The 12,344-nt window shown below is 68.2% G+C and carries 11 protein-coding genes; 8 read left to right on the top strand and 3 right to left on the bottom strand.

Annotated features, from left to right (window positions below; translation table 11 throughout):
* Nucleotides 1-364: 364 nt before the first annotated feature.
* Together ACWDKQ_RS09105 and ACWDKQ_RS09100 are read right to left on the bottom strand one after the other, a co-directional pair.
* Nucleotides 365-553, bottom strand: a complete 189-nt coding sequence (locus ACWDKQ_RS09105; protein WP_450138225.1) for a hypothetical protein — start codon at nt 551-553, stop codon at nt 365-367.
* A gap of 66 nt (nt 554-619) precedes the next feature.
* Nucleotides 620-940 (bottom strand): hypothetical protein, encoded by a 321-nt coding sequence (locus ACWDKQ_RS09100; protein ID WP_450138224.1) that lies wholly within the window; start codon nt 938-940, stop codon nt 620-622.
* A 4-nt stretch (nt 941-944) separates the two neighbouring features.
* On the opposite strand from ACWDKQ_RS09100, the gene ACWDKQ_RS09095 reads away from it, so the two are divergent.
* The 7 genes from ACWDKQ_RS09095 (at nt 945) to secA (ending at nt 11,215) form a co-directional block, all read left to right on the top strand.
* Nucleotides 945-1,592, top strand: coding sequence for a dTMP kinase (locus tag ACWDKQ_RS09095; protein WP_450138223.1), 648 nt, complete (start codon nt 945-947; stop codon nt 1,590-1,592).
* 256 nt (nt 1,593-1,848) lie between these two features.
* Nucleotides 1,849-2,526, top strand: coding sequence for an MtrAB system response regulator MtrA (gene mtrA / locus ACWDKQ_RS09090; RefSeq protein ID WP_450138270.1), 678 nt, complete (start codon nt 1,849-1,851; stop codon nt 2,524-2,526).
* A gap of 298 nt (nt 2,527-2,824) precedes the next feature.
* Nucleotides 2,825-4,585, top strand: coding sequence for an MtrAB system histidine kinase MtrB (mtrB, locus tag ACWDKQ_RS09085; RefSeq protein ID WP_450138222.1), 1,761 nt, complete (start codon nt 2,825-2,827; stop codon nt 4,583-4,585).
* Nucleotides 4,582-6,312, top strand: coding sequence for an LpqB family beta-propeller domain-containing protein (locus ACWDKQ_RS09080; RefSeq protein WP_450138221.1), 1,731 nt, complete (start codon nt 4,582-4,584; stop codon nt 6,310-6,312). The genes mtrB and ACWDKQ_RS09080 overlap by 4 nt, the downstream gene beginning before the upstream one ends.
* Nucleotides 6,313-6,367: 55 nt before the next feature.
* A complete protein-coding gene (locus ACWDKQ_RS09075; RefSeq protein WP_450138220.1) occupies nt 6,368-7,054 on the top strand; it encodes a ComF family protein in 687 nt (228 codons plus the stop codon).
* Between the two features lie 415 nt (nt 7,055-7,469).
* Nucleotides 7,470-8,147, top strand: a complete 678-nt coding sequence (hpf, locus tag ACWDKQ_RS09070; protein WP_450138219.1) for a ribosome hibernation-promoting factor, HPF/YfiA family — start codon at nt 7,470-7,472, stop codon at nt 8,145-8,147.
* Nucleotides 8,148-8,329: 182 nt separating this feature from the next.
* Nucleotides 8,330-11,215 (top strand): preprotein translocase subunit SecA, encoded by a 2,886-nt coding sequence (secA, locus tag ACWDKQ_RS09065; RefSeq protein ID WP_450138218.1) that lies wholly within the window; start codon nt 8,330-8,332, stop codon nt 11,213-11,215.
* Here secA and ACWDKQ_RS09060 read toward each other — a convergent pair whose 3' ends face one another.
* Nucleotides 11,216-11,572, bottom strand: a complete 357-nt coding sequence (locus tag ACWDKQ_RS09060) for an Rv3235 family protein (protein WP_450138217.1) — start codon at nt 11,570-11,572, stop codon at nt 11,216-11,218.
* A 109-nt stretch (nt 11,573-11,681) separates the two neighbouring features.
* Here ACWDKQ_RS09060 and ACWDKQ_RS09055 point away from each other — a divergent pair, with 109 nt between their 5' ends.
* Entirely contained in the window at nt 11,682-12,089 is a 408-nt protein-coding gene (locus ACWDKQ_RS09055; RefSeq protein WP_450138216.1) for an HAD-IA family hydrolase, read from the top strand.
* The last annotated feature ends 255 nt before the right edge of the window (nt 12,090-12,344 follow it).

The following is a 12,344-nucleotide window of genomic DNA, read 5'->3' as shown; positions in this document are numbered from 1 at the left end:
AAAGGTTGATCGTCGAAATGTCGGTGGCGATTCTCCACCGCTGATCGACATCTGGCGAGCTATGCCCCTCCGATTGTGATCGTCCGGAGTACTCCATGTCCCGGATTCCCCGCAGGTTTCCGGGCTGGTTTGGCGCGGCGGTGGGGTTGTGGCCCCGTCCGGAGCAGCTGGTCCCGGCTCGGGTGAGACGGCCGCAGTTGTGCGCAAGGCAATCGGCGGGGCCGGTTTGCGTCGCGCGGACCAGCAAGTTTGATCGCATTCCCGGGAAAAGCGCGGGTGCTGATGAGAGGACTTAGCGAGCAGCGCCGGTCGGTGGTGACCTGCGCCTGAATCCGCCGCCTGTCGGCGGAGTCCCCGGCAAACGTCACTTGGGGTGGTGATCTCGGGCTCGTGGCGGGACCGGGAAGCTGATCGAGTTGGCGATGAAGCACTTGATGTGCGCCTGCTCGTGCAGCTTCTCGGCTAGCGGCAATATCGCCGCGTCGGCAGTCATCACCTGTGGGAGGAGCACGACCTCGGTGAAGTGCCCACCGGTGTCGGGGTCTTCGACCATGCCTCCGCTCGCGTCGTCCTGGTAGGCGGTGACGACGACGCCCGAGGTGCTGCACAGCGCGAGGTATCACAGCATGTGGCACTCGGACAAAGCCGCGACCAGGCGGTCTTCCGGGTTGCGGCTTTGGGGATCGCCGCCGAAAGCGGGATCGGCCGACGCCTTCGGCGGCGTGCCGGCGATGTCAATGACGTGTTCGCGGCTGTAGCCGCGGTACGAGCGGTGCCGTCGCCGGTGTTGCCGGTCCAGGTGACTGTCGCTCGACAAAAATGGTTCCTGCGGCATACCCGTTGTATACCGAAGAACCGCTTGTGGAAGAAACGGATTCGTGCACTCAGGCGAGTGGTCGAGGGCATCCGGATGGGAGGCGACCGACTCGACTACCGTCATTGGCGTGGGTCGACTAATCGTCATCGAGGGTCTGGACGGCGCTGGCAAGCGCACGCTCGCCAACGGGATCGAGGCGGAGCTGACCGTTCGCGGCCGCTCCGTGGCGCGCTCGGCGTTTCCGCGTTACACGGACGACGTCCACGCTGAGCTCTTCGCCGAGGCGCTTCGCGGTCGCCACGGCGATCTCGGCGACTCCGTCCACGGCATGGCCGTCCTCAACGCGCTCGACCGCCGCGCCGCGACGGATTCGCTGCGCGCGGACCTCCGCGCGCATGACGTCGTCATCCTTGACCGCTACGTCGCCTCGAACGCCGCCTACGGCGCCGCTCGGCTCCACCAGGACGGCCACGGCGACTTCGTCGCCTGGATCTACGAGTTGGAGGTGACGCGCTTCGCGCTGCCGAAACCGGATCTGCAGATCCTGCTGCAGGTGCCGTCGGAGGTAGCGGCCGCCCGCGCCGAGCACCGCGAACGGACCGAAGTGGACCGCCAGCGCGATGCCTTCGAGTCGGATGCGTCGTTGCAGCAGCGCTGCGGCAAGGTCTACGAGCAGCTCGCGGCGGAGAGCTGGTGGTCGCCATGGGTCGTGGTGGACGGCGTGAACCACGTGGACTTCGCGGCCCTCGTCGACTCGCACGTCCTGGTGCGGTGATCGGCAGGCGGTCCCGCGCGGAACAGTCCTAAGTGCACATTCGCCCGAAGACGCAGGTCCAGGCCGAGTTCTCGTTGCTACGCGGCGTGATTCGATAGACACCCGCGGTGGAGTTCCGGCGGTGTGCAAAACCACTGACCGGAGTACTCCATTCAGCGGTATTGGTTGGGTCGAACCGGTCGCTGTGCCGCGACCTGCGGCGACGATCAGCGGGTGGATGCACGGCGGCGGGGTGACAAGTGCAACCATGTTGGCCATGAAGGCACGCGTGCTCGTGGTGGACGACGATCCGGCCCTGGCCGAAATGCTGACCATCGTGCTCCGGAGCGAGGGGTTCGAGACCGCCGTCGTCAGTGATGGCACCAAGGCGTTGCCTGCCTTGCGGGAGCTAAAGCCGGACCTTGTCCTGCTGGACCTGATGCTGCCGGGGATGAACGGCATCGACGTCTGCAAGGCCATCCGCACCGAGTCCGTCGTGCCGATCGTGATGTTGACCGCGAAGAGCGACACGGTCGACGTGGTGCTGGGCCTGGAGTCCGGCGCCGACGACTACGTGGTCAAGCCGTTCAAGCCGAAGGAGCTGGTCGCCCGGCTGCGGGCCAGGCTGCGCCGGACCGATGCGGAGCCGGCCGAGGTGCTGACCATCGGCGACGTGACCATCGACGTGCCCGGCCACGAGGTGACCCGCGACGGCCAGCCGATCGCGCTGACCCCGTTGGAGTTCGACCTGCTTGTGGCGCTGGCCCGCAAGCCGCGCCAGGTGTTCACCCGCGAGGTCCTGCTGGAGCAGGTATGGGGTTACCGGCATGCCGCCGACACCCGATTGGTCAACGTCCACGTCCAGCGCCTGCGGTCCAAGGTGGAGCGCGACCCGGAGCGCCCCGAGGTGGTGCTCACTGTCCGTGGCGTCGGTTACAAGGCCGGCCCCCCGTGATGTTCGTGATCGAGGATCGAGAGTCGGGGCGCCTGCTCGCGAGCAAGCGCCCCGACTCTTCCAAGCGCAGTTCCGGGGTGGTGTCGCAGCCCCGGGGACCGTACCGTGCCCGGCCCGCCTCTGGAGGACGAGGTGTGCGAAATGCGTGCGTGGTGGAAGGAGCGGCTTGGGCGGCAGACCTCCCACCGCGCGCAGTGGTCTCGCGACCGGTCGCTGGCACCGGTGTAGGTCGTCGGTCGAGCCTTTGACAAAGTTGCTAGCCGGGTCGTAGTCGCGGAGGGCCCGGGGGACGGTTGCCGTGAGCGTGTGGACGCGTCGAGGCCGCTTGGTGCAGCGGCTGGTCAGCCGTGTCCGCGAAGAGGTCCGCAGCCGGTGGCGCCGCTTCGAGGCGCTGTGGCGACGCTCGATGCAATTGCGCGTCGTGGTCAGCACCCTCGCCCTGTCGATGGCCGTGGTCTTCGTGTTGGGCATGGTGCTGCAGTGGCAGATCACCTCGCAGCTGTTGACCGCCAAGGAGACCGCAGCGATCTCGCAGGTCGAGGTCAGCCAGCCGATCCTGGAGCGCGAACTGACCGCGGTCGACCCGAACGCGGACAACGTCGCAGAACAGCTGCAGGCCGCGCTGAACCGGCTGACGACGACTTCCTCCGGGCAGTCGACGACCGACACGGTGGCCGGGGCGTTCGAGCCGGTGCTGGTCGACGGGCGCGCGCCGGGTGACCGGCGGCTGCAACCGGCGGCGGGCCCGATCTCCTACGTGCCGGACGACCTGCGCCAGTTCGTCGAACGCGGCCAGCTGACCACCAAGATCACCACCGTGACCAACGAGACCGGCCCCGTCACGATGCTGGCGGTGGGCACCCCGGTGAGCACCGCGACCCGGCCGCTGCAGGTCTACCTGCTGTTCCCGCTGACCGCCGAGCAGAACACCCTCCGGGTCGTGCAGCAAACCCTGCTCCTCGGCGCGCTGGTGCTGCTGGTGCTGCTGGGCGCCATCACGAACCTGGTGACCCGCCAGGTCGTGCGCCCAGTGCGGCAGGCCGCGCAGATCGCCGAGCAGCTTGCCGAGGGCGATCTCGACAAGCGGATGAGGGTGATCGGCGAAGACGACGTGGCCCGGCTGGCCGAGTCGTTCAACGAGATGGCCGACAGCCTCAAACACCAGATCACGAAGCTCGAGGAGTTCAGCCAGCTGCAGCGCCGGTTCACTTCGGACGTCTCCCACGAGCTTCGCACCCCGCTGACCACGGTGCGGATGGCCGCTGACGTGCTGCACGCCTCCCGCGAGCAGTTCCCACCCGGTCTGTCCCGCTCGTCCGAGCTGCTGGTGGACGAACTCGACCGGTTCGAGTCGCTGCTGGCCGACCTGCTGGAGATCTCCCGGCTGGACGCCGGCGTCGCCGACCTGGCCGCCGAGCCGCTGGACCTCACCGGGCTGGCGGAGCGCTCGGTGGAGTCGTTGCGCGCGATCGCCGACACCAGTGGTGTCGCGCTGCGGGTGATCGCGCCGTCCGCCGCGGGCGCGGACCTCACCATCGTCGCCGACGCGCGCCGGGTGGAGCGGATCATGCGGAACCTGGTGGCCAACGCCATCGACCACGCCGAAGGAGGGCCGGTGGAGATCCGCTTCGGCGGGAACGAGCAGGCCGTCGCGGTGACCGTCCGGGACTACGGCGTCGGGCTGCGCTCGGGCGAGGCCGAGCTGGTGTTCACCCGGTTTTGGCGGGCCGACCCGTCCCGGAACAGGCGCACCGGCGGCACCGGCCTCGGGCTGTCGATCAGTCAGGAGGACGCCCGGCTGCACGGCGGCAGGCTGGACGCGTGGGGCGAGCCCGGCGAGGGCTCCTGCTTCCGGCTCACCCTGCCCCGACGGCCGGGAGACTCATTCGACGAAAGCCCGCTGCAGCTGGCCGGCACCCGCCGCATCGCGGCGCCGGAGGCGCTGCTCGCAGCCGGCGTCGGTCCGCCGCAGGACGGCGAGGCAGCGGAGCTCGGTGAATGGGAGATCCGTGACCTCGGACCGGCGCGGCTGTCCGAGGAGACCTGGGAGGACAAGTGAGGGACGTGCGTCTCGTCCGCCGGGTGGCGGTGCTGTTGGCCCTGCTGCTGTCAGTGTCGGCGTGCGCATCGATCCCGGAGAGTTCGGATCCGAAGGCGGTCCGGGCGGTCGATGAGAGCAATGCGACCGCGCCGGTGCCCCAGCCACCCAGCGGCACCGACCCGCTCGCCCTGGTCCGCAGCTTCGTCAACTCGTCCGCCGTCCCGGTGAGCAACCACGAGTCGGCCCGGCTGCACCTCTCCCCGCCGGTCGGCCGGGCTTGGGCCCCGCCGTCGGGCCTACTGATCGTGGACAACGTTGACACCATCCCGGCGCAGCCGACCGTGCAATTGCCCGACGGTGCGCAGATGGTCGGCCTGCAGGCCGACAAGGTGGGGCGGCTTCTGCCGGACTCGTCCTTCGTGCCCGAGACCGGTGAGTACCAGACGCAGGTGCGCGTGGAGCGGCAGCCCAATGGCGAGTGGCGCATCGCGACGCCACCACCCGAACTCGTCACCAGCAGGAGCTCGTTCAACGCCGTGTACCGGGCGGTCCCGATCTACTTCATGGACCACGATTCGACCGGCGTCGTCCCGGATTTGCGGTACGTGGTGTCGCAGCCGGCGAGCACGCTGCCCAGGCGGGTCGTCGACCTGCTGACCAGCGGGCCGTCCGAAGGTCTGCAGTCGGCGATGCACACGGCCATCCCCGCCGGGGTGCATCCGAAGACCAACCCCACTGAAACCAGGGACGGTGCCTTGGAGGTCAACCTCAGCGATCTCGGCACTTTGCCGCGTGAAAACCGTCGGCTGATCGCGGCCCAGGTCGTGTTCACCCTGCAAAGCGTCAGCAACGCACGCGTGCGGCTGAAGGTGGAGGGCTCGCCGCTGCTGTTGGACGGGAAGGACCTGTGGCCCACCGACCTCGGGTCTTATGAGACCAACAACATCCCGCGTCAGGACTTGCCCGGGTTGGCCGTGGTCGACGAGCGACTGGTGGTCCTGAACGAGAACGCGCCGCCGATCCCGGGCCCGGCCGGCTCGGGCGAGTACGACGTGCTCCGGGCTGGGCAGTCGCCCGACGGCGCACAGCTAGCGGCGGTCACCCGACGCCCCGGTGGAGTGGGTGTCGAGCTGCGGGTTGGCCGCTATGGCGGGCACCTGCCCGAACTCCCGACGACCGGTGCCGACATGAGCAAACCGACCTGGCGCGGGAAATCCGAGGTGTGGACCGTTGTGGACGGTCGCGACGTGGTCCGCGCGCTGGCCAGTGGCAACAGCTGGGTGCCGCGTCAAGTAGATGCCGGGGCGCTCTCCGGTCGCGGGCCGATCAACGACCTGCGGCTGTCCCGCGACGGCACCCGGGTCGCGGCGGTGGTCAACGGGCGGCTCGTGGTGGCCGGCGTGTCCGATCAGGACGATCGGGTGGTGCTGCAGCGGCCGATCGAGCTGCCGGCCCCGGAGGCAGTGCGGATCACCGGCGTCGAGTGGCTGCGGAACGACTCGCTGGTGGCGGTCACTGACAGCAACACCACGCCGGTTTTCGAGGTGTCGGTCGACGGGTTCCGCTGGGCCCCGTTCACCGCGGCGAACCTCGGCCAGCCGTTGAAAGCGGTGACTGTCGCCAGCGGTGGCCGGGTGGTCGTCGGAGACCGCAGCGGGATCTGGGAGTCCCGGGACACCGACGACGTCTGGTCTCTGCTTCCGGTCCCGATCCGCGGTGGCTCCTTCCCGTTCTTTCCCGGCTGATCCGACCCGACACGCGTCGGTGAGTCGGGCGAGCGGTCTGCGGCACGATCTGCCAATGCACGTTCCTTGGCTCGGCGCCGGGCTTTCCGGGCTGGTCGACCTGATGCTGCCGCTGCGCTGCGCGGGCTGCGACGTGGCGGGCACGGCTTGGTGCCGGGGCTGCTCGCGCGAGCTGGGCGGGCTCCGCCGCGTCGAGCGACCGCTGCTGGAACAGGGCCCACCGGCGTACGCGCTCGGCAGGTATCGGGGCGCGGCCCGCCGTGCGGTGCTCGCCTACAAGGAATCCGGCCGCCGCCATCTAGCCGAGCCGCTGGCCCGGCACCTCGCGGTCGGGCTGTGCGCGATCGCTGCGGAGCACCGGCTCGACCAGGCGTGGTGCCTGGTGCCGGCGCCATCGAGGGCGATCGCCTCCCGCCGCCGGGGTGGCCCGCACATGTCCCGCATCGCGCACCGGACGGCGACCGCGCTGACCGCTTCCGGGCAACCCTCGGTCGTCGCGGATTGCTTGATCACCGCACGTCGCGCGGCGGACTCGGCCGGTCTGGATGCGGCCGAACGAGTGCGCAACCTGTCCGGCCGAGTGCTCGGCCGGACAGGTCGAATTCCACCGCCGACGGCGCAAGTGGCCCTGATCGACGACGTCATCACCACCGCGGCGACAGCCGCGAGCTGCGTGGCGGTGCTCGGAAACGCAGGTGTCGAAGTCGCTGCGGTGCTCAGCCTGACCGCGACGGCGGGCTGAAGCATTCGGGTGGATCGCGGTTCCCCGAACGGCCTCGGGAACTTCACCTGTCGCCCACGCGTTTTCCCATTGTGAGCAGGCACAATCCAGCCCTTCGGCGACCGCGGCGCGGAGCTACTGTGCGTAGCCTCCAAACGGGTGAAAATTGCGGTCCCGATGAGTTTCCATGGATGGGTGGTGCACGCCCGGGGCCTGCTTCCAACGGTGGCAACAATCACTCTCGGTGGCCGCTTGACGTCGCCCGACAAGGGGGGTGTCACAAATCGGTAAACCGAGCTAACGTGCCACTCAATCCAGCCAACCGAGGCGGAGGGAAGGAAAGTCCATGTCCCTGGCGCCGGAGGTGAGCTGATCGCCTTCCGCGGCGCCCGCCGTGCACACCTCGCCTACGGCACGCAAGGAACGGAGGTCGTGAATGGACATCGTCGTCAAGGGTCGCAACGTAGAGGTTCCCGAGCACTACCGGGAACACGTCAATGCGAAGCTGACCCGGCTTGAGCGGTACAACAAGAAGGCCATTCGGGCTGATGTGGAACTGTTCCACGAGCGGAACCCCCGCCAGGCCAAGAACTGCCAGCGAGTCGAGATCACGCTGATGGGCAAGGGCACGCCCGTTCGTGCCGAGGCCTGCGCCGGCGATTTCTACGCCGCACTCGACGCCGCGACGACCAAGCTGGAGAGCAGGCTCCGGCGCATGCACGACCGTAGAAAGGTGCACTACGGACAGCACAACCCGACTTCTGTGGCAGAGGCGACCGCAGCGATGGCGGGCCGGCCCGTGGTGATGGGCCAGGGCGCCGCGGCGGCCGAAGGCCGGACCGCGCTGCTGGAAGCGCCCCGGGAGGTGGACGAGTACGCCGCCGAAGTACCGGAACAGCGGATGGCCGCGGAAAATGGGTACCAACCCGGTCGGGTCGTCCGAGAAAAGGAACACCCGGCCAAACCGATGACCGTTGACCAGGCCCTCTACGAGATGGAACTGGTCGGACACGACTTCTACCTCTTCTCCGACGCCGACAGCGGTAGGCCAAGCGTGGTCTACAGGAGGAAGGGCTTCGACTACGGAGTGATCAGGTTGGCGGACGCCCTGTAGGGCGAGTCTGCGCCAACGCCGACCCGAACGGCTGTCCCCCGCGTACCGTGGTTCGCGGGGGACAGCTACGTGTGGGGTCCGCCGGGCCGCACCGTATCGCGGGTTCCCACGACCAGCTCTAATACGATGGCCACAAAGCGTCCGTGACGGACGCGTCACGATCAGCTAGTGAGGTCGACCGGATGGTCCTGTCCCGACTGCTCCGCGCCGGCGAGGGCAAGATGCTCAAGCGTCTGCGCAACATCGCGGCGCACATCAACGAGCTTGAAAAGGACGTCGTCGCACTGTCCGACGCCGAGCTGCGGGGCAAGACCGACGAGTTCAAACGCCGACACGCCGAAGGCGAAGTCCTCGACGAACTGCTGCCCGAGGCCTTCGCGGTGGCCCGGGAGGGCGCCAAGCGCACTCTGGGCCAGCGCCACTTCGACGTGCAGCTGATGGGTGGCGCGGCCCTGCACCTCGGCAACATCGCTGAGATGAAGACCGGTGAGGGCAAGACCCTGACCTGCGTGCTGCCCGCCTATCTCAACGCGATCACCGGCAATGGTGTGCACGTCGTTACGACCAACGACTACCTGGCACGCCGGGACGCCGAGTGGATGGGCCGCGTGCACCGCTTCCTTGGCCTAGAAGTCGGCGCGATCCTGGCCGACATGACGCCGGAGCAGCGGCGCAAGGCCTACGCGGCGGACATCACCTATGGCACGAACAACGAGTTCGGCTTCGACTATCTGCGCGACAACATGGCCTGGAGCCTGTCCGACTGCGTGCAGCGCGGACACAACTTCGCCGTCGTCGACGAGGTCGACTCCATCCTGATCGACGAGGCACGGACGCCGCTGATCATCTCCGGTCCCGCCGACCAGTCCTCGCGCTGGTACCAGGAGTTTGCTCGGCTCGCCCCGATGCTCAAGCGCGATCAGCACTACGAGGTGGACGAGCGCAAGCGCACCGTCGGTGTCACCGAAGACGGCGTCACCCTCATCGAGGACCAGCTCGGCATCGACAACCTCTACGAGGCGGCCAACACCCCGCTGGTCGGCTACCTCAACAACGCACTGAAGGCCAAGGAACTCTACAAGAGCGACAAGGACTACATCGTCCGCGACGGCGAGGTGCTGATCGTCGACGAGTTCACCGGCCGCATCCTGGCCGGGCGCCGCTACAACGAGGGCATGCACCAGGCGATCGAGGCCAAGGAAGGCGTCGAGATCAAGGCCGAGAACCAGACTCTCGCCACGATCACGCTGCAGAACTACTTCCGCCTCTACGACAAGCTGGCCGGCATGACCGGTACGGCCGAGACCGAGGCGGCCGAGTTCCACACCACCTACAAGCTCGGTGTAGTGCCGATCCCGACCAACAAGCCGATGGCCCGCGCCGACCAGCCCGACCTGGTCTACAAGACCGAGCCGGCGAAGTTCGAGGCAGTCGCCGAGGACATCGAGGAGAGGTACCAGGCGGGCCAGCCGGTCCTGGTGGGCACCACCAGCGTGGAGCGCTCCGAGTATCTGTCGAAGCTGCTCACCCAGAAGGGCATCCCGCACAATGTGCTGAACGCGAAGAATCACGCGCGAGAAGCCACGATCATCGCCGAGGCGGGTCGCAAGGGCGCGGTCACGGTCGCCACCAACATGGCCGGTCGCGGTACCGACATCGTGCTCGGCGGCAACATCGACCACCTCGCGGATGCCGAACTGCGCAGCCGCGGCCTCGACCCGGTAGAAAACCGCGAGCAGTACGAAGCCGAATGGCCTGCGGTTGTCGAGAAGATCACCGCGCAGGCCAAGGCCGAGGGCGACGAGATCCGCGAGGTCGGCGGCCTCTACGTGCTGGGTACCGAGCGGCACGAGTCGCGGCGCATCGACAACCAGCTCCGCGGCCGCTCCGGCCGGCAGGGCGACCCCGGCGAGTCTCGGTTCTACCTGTCGCTGGGCGACGAGCTGATGCGGCGCTTTAACGCCGCGATGGTCGAGACAGTGATGACCCGCCTCAAGGTGCCCGACGACGTGCCAATCGAGCACAAGATGGTCAGCCGCGCCATCCGCAGCGCGCAGACCCAGGTCGAGCAGCAGAACATGGAGATCCGCAAGAACGTCCTCAAGTACGACGAGGTCATGAACCAGCAGCGGACCGTCATCTACGACGAACGGCACCGCGTGCTGGCCGGTGAGGACCTGCACGAGCAGGTCATGCACATGCTCACCGACGTGGTGACCGCTTACACCGACGCGGAGACCGCCGAGGGCTACGCCGAGGACTGGGACTTTGAGAAGCTCTGGACCGCGCTGAAGACCCTCTACCCGGTGTCGATCAGCTGGGAAGCGCTCGTCGAGGACGAGGAGGACCTGTCCAAGGAGCGCCTGCTGGAACTGGTCCGGGAGGACGCGCGCGACGCGTACGCGAAACGCGAGGCCGAGGTCGACGGCAAGGTCGGGCCGGGCGCGATGCGCGAGCTCGAGCGCCGGGTGGTGCTCAGCGTCCTGGACCGAAAGTGGCGCGAACACCTCTACGAGATGGACTACCTCAAGGAGGGCATCGGGCTGCGGGCGATGGCGCAGCGAGACCCGTTGATCGAGTACCGCCGGGAGGGCTTCGACATGTTCGGGGCGATGCTGGAGGCGCTCAAGGAGGAGTCCGTCGGATTCCTGTTCAACGTCCAGGTCGAGGCGGCCGAGCCGCAGCCCGCGCCGGAGGCCCCGACGGTTCCGGTGTCGGTCAGCCAGGTTGCCAGCGGAACTCCGGACGTGCCGCAGGCCCCGCGACCGACACAACCGGCCCCGCAGCAGGCCGCGCAACCGCGTCCCAGGCGAGCCCGGCCCGCGTCCGCTGGCCCCGCCTTGAGCCAGCTCGCTCCGGCGGGTGACGGCGAGCAGGTCCCGTCCGCGCTGCGCGGCAAGGGCCTCGGTTCGCCGCAGCAGCAGGGGCTGAGCTACTCCGGGCCGAACGAGGCCGGCGGCGTGGAGACCAGCAGCGACGCGGACCAGGGCCCGGAGGCGCGCGGCGGCACCCGTCGCGAGCGCCGGGCGGCCGCCCGAGCCGAGGCGAAGAAGCAGAAGAAGCGCTGATCAAACCAGGGACAACAGGGTGCAAACCCAGTGCCCGTTGTCCTGTTCGATGCGCATGACCAGGGCCCGGACCCGGTAGCGCGTTCCGACGATCATGCAGGCCTCCACCGCAAACCCGGTGACCAGGCAGGCGTGAATGGAACGCAGCCGGTAGTCCGGGCCTTGTGCCGCGTGCAGCCGGGTCGTCAGCAGCAGCCCAGCCACTTCCCGCGAGACGTGCTCGCGCACCTCGTGTAAAGCGCGGCGCCCGGACAGCACTTCGCAGACCTGCTCGCCGATGAACTCGGCGAGGGCGGAAGCGCTGCTACCGGCCACAGTCTGGGCCAGCGGCGTCTCGATCGTCAGCACTGCGGTCATGGCACCTCCGGGCGTGCGGCGGACTGTCCCCGCTTAACTGAGGAACTTGCGCTGCGGATCCGGTCACCTTCGGCCCTGGAACACTTCGATCGTGTGAGAGCGTGCGGCCGTGGATCTCAAGGGGCTGCTGCTGGATTACGCCGGGGTGCTCGACGATCAGGGCAACGATCCGTCCGGTGCGCCGCCGCTGGTCGAGGTCGCCCGTTGCGTTCGCGGCGCCGGGATTCGCACCGCGCTGGTATCCAACGTCGGCGGCCTTTGCGATCCAGATTTGGCTGATCTGTTCGACGCGGTGGTGCGCTCCGGAGCGGTCGGTGTCTCGAAGCCGAACGCCGAGATCTATCTGTTGGCCGCCCGCCGACTGGGACTCGAGCCGGGTCAGTGCGTTTTCGTCGACGACCTTCCCCGGAACGTGGCCGGCGCGGCCGGTGCGGGGATGGTCGGCGTCCACCACAGCGACGTCGCTTCGACGGTCACCGAGCTGGCCGCGCTCTTCGACCTGGAGATCACCCTCTGACCTGCTGTTTCGGTACTTAAGGGGGGTGGTTGCCGGGAGTGTTTCGGGGGTGTGTAAATTTATGCGAGTCAGAGCGACACGGGACGGGAAACCGGACCGGGGCCTGGCAGCGGGTCGCGAACCAAGCTTCCACCTTCGGTGGACAGGGTGGGCGAGCCAAAAGAGGAAATGCTCCCCGGAGCTGCGGGTCCCTTGGGTGGGGTCGGGTGATGGTGTGGGTGTGTTCTTTGAGAACTCAACAGCGGACTGTTTTGG

The sequence above is a fragment of the Saccharopolyspora sp. NPDC000995 genome, assembly GCF_053599315.1.
The sequence above is the reverse complement of the archived record's forward strand: the minus strand, read 5'-3'. Positions and strand labels throughout refer to the sequence as shown.

What these genes read in the sequence shown, in the direction of transcription:
- hpf (WP_450138219.1), top strand. Translation starts at nt 7,470, where the DNA reads ATGGACATCGTCGTCAAGGGTCGCAACGTAGAGGTTCCCGAGCACTAC.
- mtrA (WP_450138270.1), top strand. Translation starts at nt 1,849, where the DNA reads ATGAAGGCACGCGTGCTCGTGGTGGACGACGATCCGGCCCTGGCCGAA.
- ACWDKQ_RS09105 (WP_450138225.1), bottom strand. Translation starts at nt 553, where the DNA reads ATGGTCGAAGACCCCGACACCGGTGGGCACTTCACCGAGGTCGTGCTC.
- secA (WP_450138218.1), top strand. Translation starts at nt 8,330, where the DNA reads ATGGTCCTGTCCCGACTGCTCCGCGCCGGCGAGGGCAAGATGCTCAAG.
- ACWDKQ_RS09075 (WP_450138220.1), top strand. Translation starts at nt 6,368, where the DNA reads ATGCACGTTCCTTGGCTCGGCGCCGGGCTTTCCGGGCTGGTCGACCTG.
- ACWDKQ_RS09060 (WP_450138217.1), bottom strand. Translation starts at nt 11,572, where the DNA reads ATGACCGCAGTGCTGACGATCGAGACGCCGCTGGCCCAGACTGTGGCC.
- ACWDKQ_RS09100 (WP_450138224.1), bottom strand. Translation starts at nt 940, where the DNA reads ATGACGGTAGTCGAGTCGGTCGCCTCCCATCCGGATGCCCTCGACCAC.